21 protein-coding genes are annotated in these 18,369 nt (G+C 43.0%); 9 read left to right on the top strand and 12 right to left on the bottom strand.

What is annotated here, in order from left to right; translation table 11 throughout:
• The first annotated feature begins 15 nt into the window (after positions 1–15).
• From HGJ91_RS02790 to HGJ91_RS02765, 6 genes are all read left to right on the top strand, one after another.
• Positions 16–864: a sulfite exporter TauE/SafE family protein gene (locus HGJ91_RS02790; RefSeq protein ID WP_291346171.1), complete on the top strand. Its 849-nt coding sequence runs from the start codon at positions 16–18 to the stop codon at positions 862–864.
• On the top strand, positions 865–1,587 hold the full coding sequence (locus HGJ91_RS02785; RefSeq protein ID WP_291346170.1) for a DUF364 domain-containing protein: 723 nt from the start codon (positions 865–867) through the stop codon (positions 1,585–1,587).
• A 4-nt stretch (positions 1,588–1,591) separates the two neighbouring features.
• Positions 1,592–2,401: a selenium-dependent molybdenum cofactor biosynthesis protein YqeB gene (yqeB, locus tag HGJ91_RS02780; protein ID WP_291346169.1), complete on the top strand. Its 810-nt coding sequence runs from the start codon at positions 1,592–1,594 to the stop codon at positions 2,399–2,401.
• Positions 2,402–2,460: 59 nt separating this feature from the next.
• Entirely contained in the window at positions 2,461–3,648 is a 1,188-nt protein-coding gene (locus HGJ91_RS02775; protein ID WP_291346168.1) for a thiolase family protein, read from the top strand.
• Between the two features lie 90 nt (positions 3,649–3,738).
• Positions 3,739–4,881 (top strand): saccharopine dehydrogenase family protein, encoded by a 1,143-nt coding sequence (locus HGJ91_RS02770; RefSeq protein WP_291346167.1) that lies wholly within the window; start codon positions 3,739–3,741, stop codon positions 4,879–4,881.
• Positions 4,882–4,902: 21 nt separating this feature from the next.
• Positions 4,903–6,156: an aminotransferase class III-fold pyridoxal phosphate-dependent enzyme gene (locus tag HGJ91_RS02765; protein WP_291346166.1), complete on the top strand. Its 1,254-nt coding sequence runs from the start codon at positions 4,903–4,905 to the stop codon at positions 6,154–6,156.
• 87 nt (positions 6,157–6,243) lie between these two features.
• Here HGJ91_RS02765 and HGJ91_RS02760 read toward each other — a convergent pair whose 3' ends face one another.
• From HGJ91_RS02760 to HGJ91_RS02750, 3 genes are all read right to left on the bottom strand, one after another.
• Complete coding sequence (locus tag HGJ91_RS02760; RefSeq protein WP_291346165.1) at positions 6,244–6,780, bottom strand: hypothetical protein; 537 nt, start codon at positions 6,778–6,780, stop codon at positions 6,244–6,246.
• Positions 6,781–6,875: 95 nt separating this feature from the next.
• The gene (locus tag HGJ91_RS02755; protein ID WP_291346164.1) at positions 6,876–7,565 is read right to left on the bottom strand and encodes an aspartate/glutamate racemase family protein; all 690 of its coding nucleotides are present in this window, start codon (positions 7,563–7,565) and stop codon (positions 6,876–6,878) included.
• 417 nt (positions 7,566–7,982) lie between these two features.
• Entirely contained in the window at positions 7,983–8,189 is a 207-nt protein-coding gene (locus HGJ91_RS02750; RefSeq protein WP_291346163.1) for a hypothetical protein, read from the bottom strand.
• Between the two features lie 71 nt (positions 8,190–8,260).
• Here HGJ91_RS02750 and ltrA point away from each other — a divergent pair, with 71 nt between their 5' ends.
• Complete coding sequence (gene ltrA / locus HGJ91_RS02745) at positions 8,261–9,601, top strand: group II intron reverse transcriptase/maturase (protein WP_291346162.1); 1,341 nt, start codon at positions 8,261–8,263, stop codon at positions 9,599–9,601.
• Positions 9,602–9,686: 85 nt separating this feature from the next.
• Here ltrA and HGJ91_RS02740 read toward each other — a convergent pair whose 3' ends face one another.
• The 7 genes from HGJ91_RS02740 to HGJ91_RS02710 form a co-directional block, all read right to left on the bottom strand.
• Positions 9,687–10,448, bottom strand: a complete 762-nt coding sequence (locus HGJ91_RS02740; protein ID WP_291346161.1) for a hypothetical protein — start codon at positions 10,446–10,448, stop codon at positions 9,687–9,689.
• Entirely contained in the window at positions 10,445–10,876 is a 432-nt protein-coding gene (locus tag HGJ91_RS02735; protein WP_291346160.1) for a hypothetical protein, read from the bottom strand. Before HGJ91_RS02735 ends, HGJ91_RS02740 begins: the two co-directional genes overlap by 4 nt.
• 110 nt (positions 10,877–10,986) lie before the next feature.
• Entirely contained in the window at positions 10,987–11,391 is a 405-nt protein-coding gene (locus tag HGJ91_RS02730; RefSeq protein ID WP_291346159.1) for a hypothetical protein, read from the bottom strand.
• A gap of 129 nt (positions 11,392–11,520) precedes the next feature.
• Entirely contained in the window at positions 11,521–11,925 is a 405-nt protein-coding gene (locus HGJ91_RS02725; RefSeq protein WP_291346158.1) for a CBS domain-containing protein, read from the bottom strand.
• 34 nt (positions 11,926–11,959) lie between these two features.
• The gene (locus tag HGJ91_RS02720) at positions 11,960–12,307 is read right to left on the bottom strand and encodes a P-II family nitrogen regulator (protein ID WP_291346157.1); all 348 of its coding nucleotides are present in this window, start codon (positions 12,305–12,307) and stop codon (positions 11,960–11,962) included.
• Positions 12,297–13,091, bottom strand: coding sequence for a DUF1538 domain-containing protein (locus tag HGJ91_RS02715; RefSeq protein ID WP_291346156.1), 795 nt, complete (start codon positions 13,089–13,091; stop codon positions 12,297–12,299). Before HGJ91_RS02715 ends, HGJ91_RS02720 begins: the two co-directional genes overlap by 11 nt.
• Before the next feature lie 16 nt (positions 13,092–13,107).
• Positions 13,108–13,842, bottom strand: a complete 735-nt coding sequence (locus HGJ91_RS02710; protein ID WP_291346155.1) for a DUF1538 domain-containing protein — start codon at positions 13,840–13,842, stop codon at positions 13,108–13,110.
• A gap of 364 nt (positions 13,843–14,206) precedes the next feature.
• On the opposite strand from HGJ91_RS02710, the gene HGJ91_RS02705 reads away from it, so the two are divergent.
• Positions 14,207–14,869, top strand: a complete 663-nt coding sequence (locus tag HGJ91_RS02705; RefSeq protein WP_291346154.1) for a small multi-drug export protein — start codon at positions 14,207–14,209, stop codon at positions 14,867–14,869.
• A 27-nt stretch (positions 14,870–14,896) separates the two neighbouring features.
• Here HGJ91_RS02705 and HGJ91_RS02700 read toward each other — a convergent pair whose 3' ends face one another.
• On the bottom strand, positions 14,897–16,027 hold the full coding sequence (locus HGJ91_RS02700) for an iron-containing alcohol dehydrogenase (protein WP_291346153.1): 1,131 nt from the start codon (positions 16,025–16,027) through the stop codon (positions 14,897–14,899).
• A gap of 205 nt (positions 16,028–16,232) precedes the next feature.
• Here HGJ91_RS02700 and HGJ91_RS16480 point away from each other — a divergent pair, with 205 nt between their 5' ends.
• A complete protein-coding gene (locus tag HGJ91_RS16480) occupies positions 16,233–16,451 on the top strand; it encodes a SelT/SelW/SelH family protein (protein ID WP_367142567.1) in 219 nt (72 codons plus the stop codon).
• A 380-nt stretch (positions 16,452–16,831) separates the two neighbouring features.
• Here HGJ91_RS16480 and ahcY read toward each other — a convergent pair whose 3' ends face one another.
• Complete coding sequence (gene ahcY, locus HGJ91_RS02695; protein ID WP_291346152.1) at positions 16,832–18,277, bottom strand: adenosylhomocysteinase; 1,446 nt, start codon at positions 18,275–18,277, stop codon at positions 16,832–16,834.
• Between the last annotated feature and the right edge of the window lie 92 nt (positions 18,278–18,369).

Raw genomic sequence — 18,369 nt, 5'->3', positions numbered from 1 at the left:
TGTGAGGCGGCCATTATGTCCAGAGTAAAGACATCTAAAAATTTTCCTAAAACAGCGTTAAGACTGCTGGGCTTTTTTGTGGCACTTTTCAGTGCCGGTATCGGTATTGGCGGGGGAACCATATTTGTTTCCACATTCATATCGATTTTTAAATTTGATTTTAAGCAGGCGGCAGCAACTTCCCTTGCAACCATTATCCCCATCACATTTGTAGGGGCTGTATCTCATTTGTTTATTTTTCCCAATCCCCCTTCAGGCAAATACTTTCTTGTTTTTATTCCCATGTGTGTCATTGGTACCATCATAGGCTCAAAATATATCCATAAATGGAACAACCAGTGGCTCAAGTGGATTTTTGCCGTTTTTCTTCTCATTGCAAGCCTTCGGATTTTAAAATTTGTGGACTTTCCATTTTTAATGTTTTCAAATCTCAATGAGATCTCCTGGGCCCATGAAGCCCTTTTTATCATGGCTTTCGGCATTATTATCGGCATCATCGCCACATGGCTGGGGATTGGCTGCGGACTGCTCATTGTACCGTTTTTTGTGATTGTAATGAATTTTAACATGCACCAGGCCATCTGCCTGTCTTTAACAACCATGTTTTTTTTATCACAATCTGCCACACTCATGCACCACAAACTTGCAAACTTGAATTTCAAGGTGTTTAAGGCGTTGTTTCTCCCGTCTCTTGCAGGCGCTGTGACAGGCTCTGCCATATCCGGTCTGCTGCCGGGTTTTTATCTTAAACAAGTATTTGGCATTATCCTGATGATGATTGCCTTTACCTATCTGTTGCAACCGACTTTAAAGGCAATAAAAACTCACAAAGAAAAAAGAGATGCCCTCTATAAGGAGATATAAATGTCAGTTATCCTATATGATGCCTTAAAAAAAGCTCTAAAAGAAAAAATAATCTTTCATGATCTTGCAGACCAGCCTATCAACATCACGTGCAAGGCGCTTTCGGCTGAACAGGCCATTGGGAATCCTGATCATGATGACTACCCCATTATCAAAGGCAAAGAAGTCATGGTTGAGGCTGATTTTCTCAATGCAAAGGGCCAGAGCTTTACGGATGAATTTGAAAACAGGGCATATCGCGTTAAAGATCTCTTGACTATGGACCTTTCCACAAACAGGGAACGAGCCTCTTTTATTGCAGGGTTGAATGCTGTTTACAGACATCTTGGCCTTGCTGACAAAACCATTCACTGCAAAGATAAGGAACCAGTTTTTTGCGCCGAGAAACTGCCTGACATTATTCCGAAAGATTCAAAGGTGCTTCTGGTGGGACACCAGCCAAGATTTCTTGAGACACTCGCTTCCCATTGCCAGGTGCGGGCCGTTGATCTGGACAAGGACAATATTGGGAAAAAATTTTTCAATATTGCCATTGAACCACAAAAAAATACCCAAGAGGCGATCAAGTGGTGTACCATGATATTTGCAACCGGTTCAACCATTGTCAACAACACCATTTCAAACTTTATTAATGCGGACAAGCCTGCTGTTTTCTATGGGGTGACCATTTGCGCACCCGCAAAAATTCTTAACCTTACAACCTTTTGTGAATACGGGCATTAAAACAATGAAACAAAATATCTCAGAACTTATCATCGCAATAAAAGGTGCAGGAGAAATGGCAACCGGTCTTGCCTGCCGTCTTTTTCAATCAAATTTTAAACATATCTTCATGCTGGAGATCGAAAACCCTGTGGCTGTCAGAAGGCGGGTTTCCTTCTGCGAGGCAATCCATGATGGAAAAATCATCGTGGAAGGTGTTACGGCCAAAAAGGTCTTTCACCTTGATGACATCCAAACCGCCTGGGACAGCAATAGTATCCCTGTCATTGTTGACCCGTATTGGGAAAGTATAAAGGCGATTCGGCCCCATGTGGTGATTGATGCAATTATTGCCAAAAAAAACCTGGGGACAAACCTATCCGAAGCCCCTTTGGTTATCGGACTTGGGCCTGGATTTGAGGCAGGAAAAGATGTGCATATGGCCATAGAAACCAACCGGGGCCACAACCTTGGGCGACTCATTTTAAAGGGTTGTCCCGAACCCAATACCGGAGCCCCCGGCAATATAAACGGGTATACTATAGAAAGGGTTCTTCGCTCTCCCTGCTCCGGCATATTCACCTCTTCTTTAAGCATCGGCACCCCTGTCAAAAAAAATGATGTAGTGGGACATGTTGACGGCAAACCCGTCATTGCTCAGATTGACGGCGTTTTAAGAGGCCGGATAAGAAATAATATCAGTGTCACAGACAAGCTGAAACTTGGTGACATTGATCCCAGGGGAAACAGGCAATATTGCACCACAATCTCGGAAAAAGCACGGGCTATTGGCGGCAGTGTTCTGGAAGCTATTTTAAAAAAATATAATCATTGACCCAGTCATAGACCAAATCATGGACTTGGTGAGATGATATTCATACGGAGGATTTAATCATGTTAACAAAAGCGTTTATCCCATACAAAGGTTATTATTCAAGCCCTTTTTCCAAATGGCAGGGCAGCCTGGCCAATGAGCATTCCATTGTTCTTGGATCTGAAACTGCAAAGGCATGGCTGCAAACAAAAAAAATAGAACCCGATCTGTTCGACTATCTGATCCTTGGTGCAACTATAGGGCAGCCCTATACATTTTACGGAGGTCCATGGGCATCTGCTTTGATCGGCGCTCAAAATATTCCAGGTTGTCTTATCAGCCAGGCCTGTTCCACCTCAACCACTGTTATATTCCAGGCAGCCATGGGTATTGAGACAGGACTTTATCAAAATGTCTTCACTTTGATGACAGACCGATGTTCCAACGGTCCCCATACCATCTGGCCCAATCCAAACGGCCCCGGCGGACAGGTGATTTCAGAAAACTGGCTCATGGACCAGTTCAACAATGATCCCTGGGCAAAAAATGCCATGATCCAGACCGCTGAAAATGTTGCCAGAAAAACCGGAGTGACAAGGGAGCAATGTGATGATGTTGCCTTGCGACGATATGAACAGTACACAGACAGCCTTGCCAATGACAGAGAATTCCAGAAAAAATATATGTTTCCGGTAAGCATACGAATATCAAAAAAGAAAACCCTTTCACTGGATGCAGATGAAGGGGTTATGCCCACCACAAGACAAGGTCTTGAAAAACTCAGGCCGGTACTGCCGGACGGTTCTCATACTTTCGGGTCCCAGACCCACCCGGCTGACGGCAACTGCGGTCTGATTGTCACCTCAAGAGAAAAAGCAAAAGAACTAAGCCAGGACAGATCAAAGGATGCACAGATTATTTCCTATGGATTTTCAAGGTCAAAAAAAGGGTTCATGGCCATGGCAGTAGTACCTGCCGCCCAAATGGCCCTGGACAAGGCTGGCATCTCCATCAAGGATGTAAAAGTGATCAAGACCCACAATCCCTTTGCTGCCAATGACATCTATCTGGCCAGCCAGATGGATATCGATGTAAATTCATTCAATAATTTCGGGTCTTCTCTTATATTCGGCCACCCCCAGGCACCCACGGCAGGACGGCTGATCATTGAAGGCATAGAGGAACTGGCAGACAAGGGCGGAGGATATATGCTCTTTACCGGCTGTGCGGCCGGGGATACAGGAGCGGCTCTGGTTCTTAAAATATAAGAGGAGGGAGACCGGGAGGCAGCGGAAACAGATAATAGACAATAAATATTAATAACATTTATTATATAAAGAATAGCAGGAGAAAAAAACATGCGTGCAGTGATAATAGGCGGCGTCGGCGGTATGGGTCAGGGAGTGGCAAGGGATCTGATAAAACAGGAACAGGTTACACATGTTATTTTAGCTGACTTGTATCCGGACCCGGAAAGACTGTCAAAAAAATTACGCGAAAATGAAAAAACAACACTGATAAAAATGGACGTAAACAACCACGATGTCATGGTGACTGCATTCAAAGAGGTTGATGTGGTGATTAACTGTGCCGGACCCTTTTACAAGACTGCCGTGCCGGTCGCAAAAGCAGCGGTTGAGGCAAAGGTAAACTATATTGATATCTGTGACGATTATGAAGGGACCGAGATTCTTTTCAACTCCGACATTGATAAAATGGCAAAAGAAGCAGGCATCACCGTTCTCACTGGCATGGGCTCTGATCCCGGAACCAATAATATCCTGGTAAAATGGTATGCAGACAAATTGGACAGTGTTGATGATATTTATCTTTACTGGGTGGTCAGCATTGCCGAACTTGCAGGCGCTGCATGGGACCACAGCCTTCATATGACCCTGGGGAAAATCCCCCAGTATATTGATGGAAAACTGGTCCATGTGGAAGGCGGAACCGAAGAAACGGCAGAACAGTTTCTTGACCCCCTTGGCACCTGCCATGTCCGCTACGTGGGACATCCCCAGCCATTAACCCTTCCAAGATATATTAAAGGGGTTAAAAATGTCATCATCAAAGGCGCTCTTATTCCTTTATGGGTGGATGAACTGATACAGGAGCAGAAAAATACGGGTTTATTAAGCACCGAACCTATGGATATCAAGGGAACCAAGGTCACTCCCTATGATATTGCATTAAAACTTTGGGAGACCATCCCTGAAGGAAGGGATAACGGCCCCCAGTCTTCGGGCCTTAAAGTCATTGTCAAAGGAAAAAAAGATGGTAAAAAAGTTACTTACACCGCCGATATGGTGGGAAGAATGGCTCCCGGAACAGGACTCCCCGCCTCCATAGCATCACTTATGATGGATGCCGGTGATGTGAGCGTAAAAGGGGTTGTGGCCCCGGAAGGCTGTATTGACCCTGCCAAATTCATTGGTGCGTTTTTAAAGAGGGGTGCCAGAATCCACCAGACCCAAAAAATTTCATCCATGTTTGAAATTTAAGTTTAGCACAGGAGGTATTCCATGAAAGAGACAGAAAAACTAAATATCACGAAAAGCCGGGAATTATTTGAAGAGGCAACCACACTTATCCCCGGTGGGGTTTTGGGTGCCAGAAAGCCGGGCGATTTTATTGACGGAGAATATCCCATCTTTCTTGATGAGGGCAAAGGCTGCCATCTGACTGATGTTGACGGCAATGAATTTATTGATTTTCTCTGCGGTTACGGCCCCATCATCCTGGGTTACCGGGAAGAAGAGGTGGATGCAGCGGTTTACAAACAAATAAAAGAAAAAGGTTTTTGTTTCACCCTGACCCAGAAGTTTCAGAACAAACTTGCCAGAAAGCTGACCCAGATTGTTCCCTCTTCTGAAATGAGCATTTTTTTAAAAACAGGTTCTGACGCCACCACCGCCAGCATCCGTATTGCAAGGGCCCATACAAATAAACTCAAGGTGATGCGGTGCGGTTACCATGGCTGGCACGACTGGTGTATTGAGATGAAAGGGGGGATTCCGTCAAAATTTTATGAAGACGTTTTTGAATTCCAGTACAATAAGCTTGAACAGTTAGAAGAGCTGATGGCCACTCATGGAGGTGATACCGCCGCCATCATTATGACCCCATTCGGCCATCCCAACCATCAAAAAATGGAGACCCCGACCCCGGGATTCCTTGAAGGGGTCAGGAAAATTTCAGACAAGTATGGAGCAGTCCTTATCTATGATGAAATCCGTACCTGCTTCAGGCTTAGAATGGGCGGCGCCCAGGAACTTTATAATGTAACCCCTGATTTAACAGTCCTTGGAAAGGCCATGGGCAACGGATATCCCATCTCTGTTGTGACCGGAAAAAAAGAGGTCATGATGGCGGCTGAATCCAAGCTGTTTATTTCTTCCACATTCTTTCCCAACAGCGAGGCCTTTATTGCCGCGCTGAAAACTATAGAAATCCTGGAGCGGGACAATGTGCTGGAGAACATATGGGAAAAAGGTGAACGGTTCATGAAAAATATCCAGACCGTGATTGACAAACATGGTGTGGGTGCCGAACTGACGGGTGTTGCCCCCATGTTCTACATCACCTTTAAAAAGGATGAAACCGGTGCATACAAAGGCAAGCGCAGGGATTTTTATACCCAGCTCATCCGGAAAGGTTTCTTTTTCACCCCCTTTCACCATGCCTATATCAGCTACAGACACACCGAAGAAGACCTGGATCTCACCTTGACCGCGATCGATGAATCCCTTGCCTTTATAAAGAATAAGTATCCATAAAACAATACACTCTGCCCTGATCCACAGGGCAGATTTAAAATTTATTTTAACATCCAAACTTGAAAGCGAACAAAAGCCGATCCCATATCAATCTTGCTGCTTCTGAAGCAACTTCTCTATCTGTATAAAAAATTCATTTCGTATCTTTTCTATATTCAATGCTTCCTTGTAATCAAATTTAGCTCTGTCTTCCTGCTTGAATCTGTCAGGTTCAACCTGCAGCACATAAGAATTGACCTGTCTTTTCCAAAACCACTCTGCGCAACAGAACTGGATGTTTTCCGGATCAATAACCACGATTTTCTTCAGAGCCTCTAAGAGGCACCTTCCCGAATCACTGTTCTCAATGCAAAAAGCAATGTAGGATATCTTGTACTCCACCCTGGCAATAGTATTTGTAGCCGGCAAGGGGCGAAAGTTATATGGATCCTTCTGACCGTTGTAAAGAAAATGTCCATAGCAGCTTTGCATGGTAAAACAATACGGCAGTTTATTAAAAAAGTTGATCAGTTTGACTATGGGCACATCAATCATATCATCACTGAGCCCGGCCAGGCTTTTCTGCCTTTGCTCTTGATAATGCAGATTTTCCACCAACGCTTTAGGGTTTGTGAAGGTCTTCACCTATACCATCCTTCTCTAAGATCGCTAATATTTGTACCATAAAAACCGGGCCCGCCACTAAGACCCATAAATTCACCGAGGGTGGGGCCGATGCGTTATATTGCATATGCGACTGCCTTTTCTGCATGAACAGCAGTGGTATCAAACAGCTTTACAGTGGTATCGCTCTGGTTCACAAGCATCCCTATTTCAGTACAGCCGAGAATCACTGCTTCGGCTCCCTGGTCAGCCAGGGAATCAATGATATGAAGATATGTTGCCTTGGAATCGATTCTTATTTTCCCCAGACAAAGCTCTTGAAAAATTATTTTGTGGACAGCCTTTCTGTCTTCTTTATTGGGCACCAAAACAGTGAGTCCGTATTTCTGAATCAACCGACCTTTGTAAAAATCTTGCTCCATTGTAAACGCTGTACCCAGCAGGCCCACTTTTTTTATACCGTTGTGCACAAGCGATTCGGCTGTCGCATCAGCAATATGCAGCAAGGGTATATCAATTGTATCCTCTATCTGGGGAGCAACCTTATGCATAGTGTTTGTGCAGATAACCAAAAAATCAGCACCGGCAGACTGAACGCTCAAGGCTGCTTCTGAAAGTATTTCAGCTGTACCTTCCCAATCGCCTTTTCGCTGCAGCTTCTCAATAGGGTCAAAGTCAACACTGTACAATACGATCCTGGCGGAGTGCAAACCGCCAAGAGCATTTTTTACCCCCTCGTTTATCGCTCGATAATAACTCACCGTGCTTTCCCAACTCATTCCACCCAAAAGACCAATTGTTTTCATGCTACCTCTTTGTACTTTTGCAATATGTTAATATTCAGTAACCCAAACGACTTTTTCCAACCCACTGCGCATTGATTCACGATTTTATTTTTTTCTAACGTGGCGTTCACTGGCCCGCGCTGTTTGCGGGTCCAGTGGAACAGTTGGCGTACGCCCGGCATGGGCGTGAACTTATGGGGTGCAAGTCCCCTATACGTGAGTCCTGTTAGCATATGTTTTTGTTAACACAAGTATTAGCCGAAAACAAGGGCGGAACTGTGAGGAACCGTCCGAAGGAAGTTGGAGTGCAAAACTATGAGCCGACGAACAGAAACAGCATATAAGGCCTGGTCTCCGGGTAAGTCAGCACAACATGACAAAGCCCAGGATTCAAGAGACAGGGTAAATGCTGCGGTTGTGTAGTGACAGTTCACGCTCTTATCCGGGGAGATCTGCCTTGCATGCATTGAGCATCTTTTGCAACAACTCCCGGCTCGGACCATACCGGGAAACCAAGGTCCAGGCATCACCGGCTGTTGCCGACGGTGATGAGACACGAACAATGGGCAACACCTGCAAAAGAAGTTTCATTGCGCTGGTCAGGGTAACCTGATTAGTGATGAAGCAGAAGTCAGCAGACGTCATAGTAGCCAAACGCCGGGAGTAATGCCCCGGACAGGGTGAAGGACAGAACATCAAACGAAAAGGAGGTATCCATGAGCTTTGTATATACCGTGAATCCGAATGGAGGAGTAATTTACAAGCGCGCTGTGGAAGTACCTTTTTCAAAGAATCATCTACTGGAACGTATTCTTTCGGCAGAGAATATACGTCGTGCCTGGAAACAGGTGCGGGCCAACAAGGGTGCCCCTGGAATCGACGGTGTAACCGTTGAGCAATTTCCGGACGCCTTTCGTGAGTTATGGCCTAAGATACGTTCAGACCTTTTTGAAGGGACATATATCCCTTCTCCTGTTCTAAGGGTTGAAATACCAAAACCGGATGGAAGTAAACGTCCCCTGGGTATCCCAACCGTGCTGGATAGAACGATCCAACAAGCCATTGCCCAGGTTATGGGGTTAATATTTGATCCCTTGTTTTCGGAATCAAGTTGCGGTTTCAGGCCTGGCAGATCGGCCCATGATGGTGTCCGGCAGGTAAAACAATTCATAGGGCAGGGCTACAAAGTGGCCGTTGATACTGATTTGTCGAAATTTTTCGATAAAGTTAATCACGATGTCTTGATGAATAGAGTATCCCGCCAGATACAAGATAAGCGAGTACTGAAGCTTATCGGTAAATATCTCAGGGCCGGTGTTGTGGTCAAAGGCCGCCTTCAGGCAACTCCTACGGGTGTTCCCCAGGGAGGCCCACTTTCACCTTTGCTCGCTAATATCCTTCTTGATGACCTTGACAAGGAACTGGAAAAACGAGGCCACCATTTTGTCCGGTATGCAGATGATTTCATCATTATGGTGAAAAGCCTGAGTGCCGGCAAACGGGTGATGGCAAGTATACGTCGGTTCCTTGAGCTAAAGCTTCAACTCAAAGTCAACGAGAAGAAGAGCAAGGTGGCACCAGTGGAAGAATGCGGTTTTCTTGGTTTTGTATTTGTAAATGGCAAAATCAGATGGAGTGATAAATCCTTTCTGGAATTTAAGCGGCGGTTACGCCTGTTTACCGGAAGGAGCTGGTTTGTCTCTATGGAGCACCGATACAAGAAGTTAGCGGAATATATCCGGGGTTGGATGAACTATTACGGGATATCGGAATACTACCGACCAATTCCGGGAATAGACGAATGGCTTCGCCGCCGGACACGGATGTGCTACTGGAAACAATGGCGGTATACCCGTACCAAAGTCCGAAATCTTCTCAAATTAGGCACCTACAAAAGAGAGGCAATCATGACATCCCTCAGCCGAAGAGGGCCATGGCATCTGTCCAGAACCATGGCAACACAGGCCGGTATGACAAACAAATGGCTATCTGAACAAGGGTTAATATCTGTCAAAGAACAGTGGGTGAAAATACATTACCCGGCCACAGCCCGGTAATCTTGATGAAACGCCCTGTGCGGACCCGCATGCAGGGTGTTGTGGGGGCTGGGGGATTAAAACCCCCGGCTACCCGATTAGCTTTTTATAATCTAATTTTTTCTTTAAGTTCGCTTAGTTTCACTTTTCCATTTGTTGTAAATTTTTCAATTAGACTTTCAACAATAATTTGCTCAGGATATTGACAACTTGGGCCAAGAGTAACTTCCATTTTATTGAATATATTTTTGTCTATTCTGATATCAAAATAGTTATCTTTAGTCTTTGAATAATATGGTTCCTGCTTAAGTTCAAATTGTTTTGTACTGCTATTCCATTCATGATTTGCCAGAGCTAAAAAACGGGATTCATTTTCGAATTTCCAATGTTCTAGTTTTTGAGTTCCAATTTTTTCTACAATTAAAGAATTATTATTTCCTATTACATAAACAGCAACATTTTTTGCATAATTTACTTTAATTGGTCCGAATAGATACTTTACCCATTCATGATCCCCATCTCTTTTTATAAAATTGCTGATATTTTTTAAATTCATAATGTTGCAGTGGTGATTCTCAACATTGTATGCAACAGATGCACCTTCAAAAATCGGATATCTCAGCTTTATTCTAACTCCTTTTGATATACCACCATATAAATTCCACATCGGTATTGATTCATTATTTTGGCTTGTCCAGCATGAAATAAAGGCAGATTTTTTTATCTCAGGTTTATCGATAATATTTATTTCCTCTAAATCATTAACTAAATCAGCTCTGGTGAATCGAATATTTTGACTGTTTAATATTAATGTAAGTTTTTCGATTGAAGTGTAGTGATAAAAAAATCCCCGTATTAATTCATTCAACTTTTTTGACTCCAATTGTCACAAGTTTCAAAAGTATCTGTTTTGTTTTTAGTTAATTTACATTTATACCCCGAAAAGCCATGGTATCTATTATTTGAACAATTATGACAAAATTTTGTTTCTTTATTTGTTTCTTTAGTTGATACTGGCAATTCTTCCTGATCTGATGGTAGCTCTCTGCTACAGTATCGACATACAGTTGCTTTGGGCTTTATCAATTCATCACAATAGGGACAATGTTTCTTTCCTTCTCTAATTAGTTGTTCTTCGTTTGGTTTTAATACAATTGCATGAATCATAGCAAAGACAAACAATGATGTGCCATAAATCCACCAAAGAACAAAATCTCTCCCTTTACTTGATGCAATAAAGGCAGGAATGATACCAATAATAACAGCAACAATTAAAATTATACCAAAACTATCCATTTGTTCTTTCTCCTTTTATCCAGCTGAGAACTGGACAAGCTAACGCTGCAAATAACCGGTGCAAATGGAGCGCAACGGAATTTGCATCCGAGTTAATTTGCCTTCTGTGTTTACTTATTTTTAAAAGATATAATTCCATCAAAATTTTTAATTGCCACATACTCACCTTTTTTTTCCATACTGCGAAGATGTGAATTGATTTTATTCATTTTTGTTCCAGCAAGAATTTTTATTTGATCTTTTGTAAAAATACCAAGCTGAACACAATAATCAATGGTATTGCCAATCGTTCCTTCAGAATGTCCCCAAGGATTTATCTCTCCGGGTGTTCCAACTATACTATGTTGGTTCCGATTGCGCCCGTGCACAATTGCCTTGGTTCCTGTATCTCGTACAGAAATGGTTTTTTCCAATTGCTTCCATTTACTCCATTGCTCCAAACTTAAGCAAGCTTTTCTTTCTTCTTTGGTGGAGTAAAAACCACTAATAATTCTTCTGCCATCTTCTGTTTCCATTCGTAAAACCTTTTTTTTAAACAAAAAAATGCTTTGGGTTCATCATATTTACACAGAACCATTTATTATCACGTCTAATTGCCTTGATAATTTGAAAAAATATCAAGGGGAAAAAATAAAAACTTAGCACTAAAAAAGCTCATTATCGAGAATCAACGAAGAAAGAGAAATCATTCCGATAAGCTCCCCTCCATCTTCGACGGAAGCTCTTCGTATGCCGGCCCGGTTAATCAGGCGGGCAACATAGCGGATGTCCATGTCAGCCGGTACAGTGATAACAGGCTTTGTCATGATTTCATAGACATGTACATTTTCCGGAGAGCGGCCCGGTATTATCACCCCTTTAAGAAAATCCTGAACAACTACTATGCCCCAGGCATCATCATTATCCCTTCTTTTGACGATAAGACAGGAAACTTTTTCAGCCCGCATTTTAGCGGCCGCCTCTTTGGCCGTGGCCATGCCGTCAATGGTAATGATTCCCTTACGCATCACATCCCTTGCCCTTATTATTGAGGTGTTGTCAGGTACCATGATTTTTTCTCCCAGTAAAAATAAATGTTATTGTTTAAAAATAAGATTTCCGAACGTCTTCTTTAAATTTTTCCATTTGACTTTCCAGGCCCACAACATGCTCAACGGGAAGCACAAAGGCGATGCCTGTTCCAGGTTTATGGAATTTCCCTGCTTTCTTTATAGCTTCCAAAATCTGGGTAATAAGATGTTCTTCAACAAGGAGCAGGACAATATCGGTCTGTGCTTCCAGAGAAAGTCCAAAAAAGGTTTTTGCCTCCTTGATGCCGGTTCCTCTGGCCGGTATGATGGTTGCCCCTGTGGCTCCTGCCTCTTTTGCAGCATCAACAATGCCGTCCGTGATATCTGCCTTTACCGAGGCTAAAATAAGTTTAAAGCGCATTTTTTTTCTCCATAAATTTTGTTTTGTATATAGTACGCCAGTGCATTAACTGTGCATAGCCCATAACGGCTATAATCGGAAAAAGACTGGCAAAGGCAATAAGGCCGAAACCGTCCAGGGCGGGATTTCGTCCTGGTACTGTTGAAGCAAGTCCTATACCAAGGGCTGCCACCAAAGGTACTGTGACTGTTGAAGTTGTGACCCCGCCTGAATCATACGCCAGAGCGATGATGCTTTTGGGGGCAGATAAGGTCTGTATTATAACAATCATATAACCGGCAAGAATGTACAGATAAAGCGGGGTGCCGGTGATAATACGAAAGGTTCCAAGGCTTATGCCAAATGCGACCCCTATGGCAACGGTGATTCTTAAACCCCATTTACTGATCGTCCCGGCTGATACCTCATTGGCTTTATACGCCACGGCAATAAGAGAGGGTTCGGCAATGGTGGTTGCAAAACCGATCATGGCCGCAAAAAGGTACACCCAGCCATAGGCCTTCCAGTCAGCAACAGCGACAACATCCCCTGTTCCATAAATAAAAACAGGATCGGACAGCTGGGCTGCCATAATTTTCCCCAGGGGGAAAAGTGCTTTTTCAAGCCCTGCCAGAAACAGGGCAAGACCAATGACAACGTAGATACCACCGACAACGACACGACGCAGATGGGGAATTGGCTGGCGCAGGACCAGGAGCTGAAAAACAGTAATAAGAATAAGAATTGGCAGCACATCTCTACAGGTGGCAAGTAATATTTTGCTGAAATCATATATGAATTCCACAAATACAGGTCCTTTTTTATCCAAAAATTATAAGGCCATACCCCATGACAAACATCATAGGGAGAAGAGATGCAAAAGCAATAAGACCAAACCCATCCACAAGAGGGCTTCGCCCTTTGATGGATGAGGCCAACCCTACTCCCAAAGCTGCAACCAGAGGTACAGTGATGGTGGAGGTGGTGACGCCGCCGGCATCATAGGCTATACCAATGATCTCTTTGGGCGCAATGATGGTCATCAGCATCACAACACCATAACCGCCGATGATCAGATAATGAATTGGCCAACCGCGGATGATACGCATGACACCGATAAGAATGGCAAGTCCCACGGAAAAAGCCACAGACATACGAAGCCCAAAGGCATATTGCTTTAAAGATTCCTGGCTTGGCTCAATAAGGCCCCCCTGGCCGGCAATCTCTGCTGCTTCCCAGGCCACTGCTATAAGGGCAGGCTCTGCCACAGTGGTTGAAAAACCCAGAGAAAAAGCAAAGCTAAGGAGCCAGAAAAGACTGCCCTTTCTGGCTAAGGCATGGGCCATTGCCTCACCAATGGGAAACAGGCCCATTTCCAGTCCCTGAACAAACAGGGTAAGACCGGCCACCACGAGAAGCACGCCAAAAAGGACTTCTCCCATCTGCGGCAACGCCTGCTTTAAAACAAAAATTTGAAAAAAGGCAATTACCAGAACAATGGGTAGCAGATCAGTAAATGCCTGTTTGAGTTTTTTCAGGATTATGGTGGTGATCATTATTTTCTCTTGTTTTTGTAAAATGTCATGACACCACTTTCCGGTTTTGAAAAACTTTGTCTTGATCCGAAAAGAGGCTCGCCAAAAGCACTGAGCCAAACATAAAAATATGTTTGTACAATAAATTAGGATGTTGCTTTTTGTCAAGCGAATCCGGTGGTCCGATAATTTATGGTAAATTGTAATAAAAACGTAATACCTCAAATTCAAGCAATCGGCCACGGCAGGCCCGGAGACCCTGATTTTATGAAGATTATAAAAATAGATCCGGTTTCAGGAAACTCACGTACTTCTTGACAATTTTCCCATCTTGCTCTATAAATTTTTGGGCTGAAATGATAACTTTTAAGATGATAAAATAAAGATGAAGCATACCCTGTTAAATACCATTGAGGGCAGACTGCTGTTAAGCGGATTTTTTTTAAGTGCTCTGCTCATGGTTTTTATCGGATTCTATGGTATCACCGATCTTCACATAGCAAAAACCCTTGTCCTTGTTTTTATTGCCCATACCGTCGGTGGCCGGGCCGCCGGCATTGGCTTGTGCATTCTCAATGGATTTGGTGCCTTTCCCACCATTTTATATAATTTTTATATTGAGGTGCTTATCGTCTGTTTCACCTATGCCGGATTTGTATTAAGCACCACCAATTATCTAAGGAACGAATGGATAATTAAATTCATGGCCCGGCTGACTGGAAAAGCTATTGAACAAAAAGACAAAATAAAACCCTTTGGATGGATCGGCATTTTTATCTTTGTCATGGCCCCCCTCCCGGTAACCGGACCTGTGGTGGGATCTATTATCGGATATATGCTCAGGTTAAGCCTGTTCAAAAATTTTACCGCCACATTTCTGGGTACTCTGACGGCCATCGCTGTCTGGTTTTACTGCTTTGATTTTTTAGAACAGCGCTTCCACATGATCCAGTATCTGTTTGCTGCCATTGTCATTATTGTATTGATCCCATATCTAAAAAAAATAAAAGAGTTTGTTGTCGGTAACACGAATAGACGGGATAATTAAAAATCAAACCCTCCATATATTTATTTTCTATTCATACGCATTTTCAAGTATTTTAAGGTAATCCTCCCATCCAAGTTCTCTTGGATTTGATAGATTGGAATTATTTTCAAACGACATCTCTGCAATCTTCTCAAATTGATCTTTTCCAATTTTCAAATCCTTAAACAAAGGAATCCCAAGTCTCTTTGACAAATCCTTTATCAATTGAATAAAGGCCATGGATGCTCTCATGTCGTCAGTTTCGTTAATCCCTGCCTGCCTTGCCAGTGTTGCCATTTTTTCAAAGCATTCGGGCAGGTTATAGGAAAGCACATATGGCAAAAAGATTGAATTTGCCACACCATGGGGAATATCATACAAAGCGCCAATGGATTCGGAGATACAATGGACGGCTGTTACATCAGAGTTGCCAAATGCAAATCCTGCGATGGTTGAGCCAAACATCAGGTCCTCACGGTCTGCATGATGATTTTCAATATCATCATATGCTCCTTCAATGGCGCCTAATATTAATTTAACCGCCCTGGCTGCATGATTATCCGTAATAAGGGTGGCCGGTTTGGACAGATAGGCTTCCACTGCATGGGTCAATGCATCAAGGCCTGTGGAGGCAATAATTGACGGCGGCAGGGTTTTAATCAAATCCGGATCGACAATGGAAACGGAAGGATACATTTTGGGACCCTTGATGCTCATTTTAAATTTCCTATTCACATCCGTAATCACCGAAACCCAGGTCACCTCACTTCCGGTACCGCAGGTTGTGGGAATGGCAAGAAACGGCAAGGGATCATTCTTATATTTCTCTTTCCCTTCATAATCTTCAATATTGCCGTCATTTGTCCCAAGCAGGGCAAGGGCCTTTCCTGCATCAAGGGGGCTTCCGCCGCCAAATCCAATAACCAGGTCGGGGGCAAGCTTTCGCATCTCCCTTGCAATGTTATTAATGGTATCGGATTTCGGGTTTGCTTCAATCTCATCAAATATTTTGATCTCTGGAAGCTGTGGCAATATTTTTTCCAGCAAACCAGACTGAACGATTCCTTTATCGGTCACAAGAACCGGATTGTCTGCCTTCAAGTATTCATCAACGATTAATTTTAAACTGCCAATTTCTCCTGACCCGAAATAGAGTCTTGACGGCATATGAAAAAGCATGTGGATGGCCTCCCTTAAAAACAAATTTATTTTTACTTTTTGCATTAGAACAAAATTGAGTGAATGTCGAGCTTTTTTTAAACAAAATCACCCAAGAATAAAACCTGTTGTGAACCATGCGATTCTAAATTATAGTAAAGATCTGATTTGACTATTTTAATTTTTGAACATGATCCACACTATCAGACAAATAAAGGGGAAACACATGGATATCAAAATTAATTATTGTGCCGTCTGAAACTATGAACCACGGGCTGCCGGTCTGGCAGACATTATAAAAAAGGAATTCGGCATAACGCCCAGATTGGTCCCGGGCTCAAAAGGCATCTATGACATTATTGTGGATGAAAAAACTGTTTTTTCAAAACATCAGACAAAACGATTTCCCGATAACGATGAAATCATTAAACTGATAAAAAAATAGACTTGCTGATACTGATTTTGCACTTTGACCAGGATTAAAACTTAAAAAGGCTGCTTTTTGGGAAGCAGCCTTTTTAAGAAAAGGAAAAAAAGATGAAAAAATTAATCTTCTTATATGTTAAAGAGTTATAAAGCAATTCCCATGCCATTTCCTTCAATCAAACTATATCAAACCGCAAAACGATTGCTAATCAACCCATTCAACAAATTATTTTTTTTGCTTTATAAAAATTACAAAGACATCATTTGCTTTTCCATACATAAAAAGTTCAAAATTTTGAACCCCTGTGGCCCTTCATTTTTCAATAAAACTACAACATACTGAAATAATTGAATAAACAAATAACGACAAGAGATTCAAAATTTTAAACTGATAAAAAATCAATACTTGTAAATCTCCGCTTTAAACGGGCCGTTGATGGGAATCCCAAGATAATCCGCCTGCTCCTGGGTCAACCGGGTCAGGTTTACGGAAAGGTTTTTCAAGTGGAATCTTGCCACTTCTTCGTCAAGCTCCTTTGGCAGTGTGTAGACTTTGTTTTCAAAATCTTCTCTGGCCAGTTTGATCTGGGCCAGAATCTGGTTTGAAAAACTGCTGCTCATCACAAAGCTTGGGTGTCCCGTTGCACAACCCAGGTTCACAAGTCTTCCTTCAGCAAGAACTATGACGGACCGGCCAGACTCCAGCGTCCACTTATCCACCTGGGGTTTAATAGTTATTTTTACAGCCTTTGGATTGTTCTCCAGATAACTCATCTCTATTTCACTATCAAAATGCCCAATATTACAGATAATGGATTCATCCTTCATCTGTTCAATATGTTCGCCTGCAATAACATGGTAATTCCCGGTGGCTGTCACAAAAATATCCCCATGGGGAGCCGCCTCTTCCATTGTCACTACCCTGTAGCCTTCCATGGCCGCCTGAAGTGCGCAGATCGGATCAATTTCAGTGACCCAGACAATAGCGCCATATCCTTTCATGGATGCGGCACACCCTTTACCGACATCCCCATATCCGGCCACAACAATAGTTTTGCCTGCGAGCATGACATCGGTCGCCCTTTTGATCCCGTCTGCGAGGGATTCTCTACATCCGTAAAGATTATCAAATTTGGATTTGGTCACGGAATCATTAACATTAATGGCAGGAAACAGCAGTTCATTTTTTTCAGCCAGCTGATACAGTCTGTGAACACCGGTTGTTGTCTCTTCTGATACACCCCGGATCTTTTTGGCAATATTAGTCCATTTTTTTGGATCTTCCATAACGCTTACCTTCATCCGGTCCATCAGGCATTTCTCATCCAGGCTGTTGGTTTTATTCTCCAGCAAAGAAGGCTTTTTTTCCACTTTCACACCCTGGTGGACATAAAGGGTTGCATCCCCCCCATCGTCAACGATCAGGTCGGGTCCTGAACCATCCGGCCAGATCAGCGCCTGCTCTGTACACCACCAGAATTCTTCAAGGGTTTCTCCTTTCCATGCAAATACGGCAGCAGATCCTTTTTGTGCAATGGCTGCCGCAGCGTGATCCTGGGTAGAAAAAATATTGCAGGAGGCCCATCGAATATCAGCCCCCAGCTCATAAAGGGTATCAATGAGCATGGCGGTCTGAATCGTCATATGAAGACTGCCCATGATTTTCAAACCCTTAAGAGGTTTTTCAGGTCCATATTTTTCCCTGATCGCCATGAGTCCCGGCATCTCTTTCTCTGAAAGCTGCATATCTTTGTATCCCTCTTCTGCAAGGGCGATGTCCTTAATTTTGTATTTCAAGCTAATGTCAAGATCGATATAAGAAGGGTCTTTACTTAATTGTAACATTTTAAAATTCCTTGTTAAATTTATTAGATATCAAAATATATTGATACGTTGTTTTATATCTAAAATACAAGTATCTGTTTTTAAAGTCAATA

Source organism: Desulfobacula sp. (assembly GCF_014237455.1).
In the GTDB taxonomy this organism is placed as follows: domain Bacteria; phylum Desulfobacterota; class Desulfobacteria; order Desulfobacterales; family Desulfobacteraceae; genus Desulfobacula.
Note: the sequence above shows the minus strand (reverse complement) of the source record. Positions and strands in the feature narration are given on the sequence as shown.

What these genes read in the sequence shown, in the direction of transcription:
- HGJ91_RS02705 (WP_291346154.1), top strand. Translation starts at nt 14,207, where the DNA reads ATGAAGCATACCCTGTTAAATACCATTGAGGGCAGACTGCTGTTAAGC.
- ltrA (WP_291346162.1), top strand. Translation starts at nt 8,261, where the DNA reads ATGAGCTTTGTATATACCGTGAATCCGAATGGAGGAGTAATTTACAAG.
- HGJ91_RS02730 (WP_291346159.1), bottom strand. Translation starts at nt 11,391, where the DNA reads ATGGAAACAGAAGATGGCAGAAGAATTATTAGTGGTTTTTACTCCACC.
- HGJ91_RS02770 (WP_291346167.1), top strand. Translation starts at nt 3,739, where the DNA reads ATGCGTGCAGTGATAATAGGCGGCGTCGGCGGTATGGGTCAGGGAGTG.
- HGJ91_RS02735 (WP_291346160.1), bottom strand. Translation starts at nt 10,876, where the DNA reads ATGGATAGTTTTGGTATAATTTTAATTGTTGCTGTTATTATTGGTATC.
- HGJ91_RS02725 (WP_291346158.1), bottom strand. Translation starts at nt 11,925, where the DNA reads ATGGTACCTGACAACACCTCAATAATAAGGGCAAGGGATGTGATGCGT.
- HGJ91_RS02785 (WP_291346170.1), top strand. Translation starts at nt 865, where the DNA reads ATGTCAGTTATCCTATATGATGCCTTAAAAAAAGCTCTAAAAGAAAAA.
- HGJ91_RS02700 (WP_291346153.1), bottom strand. Translation starts at nt 16,027, where the DNA reads ATGCTTTTTCATATGCCGTCAAGACTCTATTTCGGGTCAGGAGAAATT.
- HGJ91_RS02765 (WP_291346166.1), top strand. Translation starts at nt 4,903, where the DNA reads ATGAAAGAGACAGAAAAACTAAATATCACGAAAAGCCGGGAATTATTT.
- HGJ91_RS02755 (WP_291346164.1), bottom strand. Translation starts at nt 7,565, where the DNA reads ATGAAAACAATTGGTCTTTTGGGTGGAATGAGTTGGGAAAGCACGGTG.
- HGJ91_RS02790 (WP_291346171.1), top strand. Translation starts at nt 16, where the DNA reads ATGTCCAGAGTAAAGACATCTAAAAATTTTCCTAAAACAGCGTTAAGA.
- ahcY (WP_291346152.1), bottom strand. Translation starts at nt 18,277, where the DNA reads ATGTTACAATTAAGTAAAGACCCTTCTTATATCGATCTTGACATTAGC.
- HGJ91_RS02720 (WP_291346157.1), bottom strand. Translation starts at nt 12,307, where the DNA reads ATGCGCTTTAAACTTATTTTAGCCTCGGTAAAGGCAGATATCACGGAC.
- yqeB (WP_291346169.1), top strand. Translation starts at nt 1,592, where the DNA reads ATGAAACAAAATATCTCAGAACTTATCATCGCAATAAAAGGTGCAGGA.
- HGJ91_RS02710 (WP_291346155.1), bottom strand. Translation starts at nt 13,842, where the DNA reads ATGATCACCACCATAATCCTGAAAAAACTCAAACAGGCATTTACTGAT.
- HGJ91_RS02775 (WP_291346168.1), top strand. Translation starts at nt 2,461, where the DNA reads ATGTTAACAAAAGCGTTTATCCCATACAAAGGTTATTATTCAAGCCCT.
- HGJ91_RS02750 (WP_291346163.1), bottom strand. Translation starts at nt 8,189, where the DNA reads ATGACGTCTGCTGACTTCTGCTTCATCACTAATCAGGTTACCCTGACC.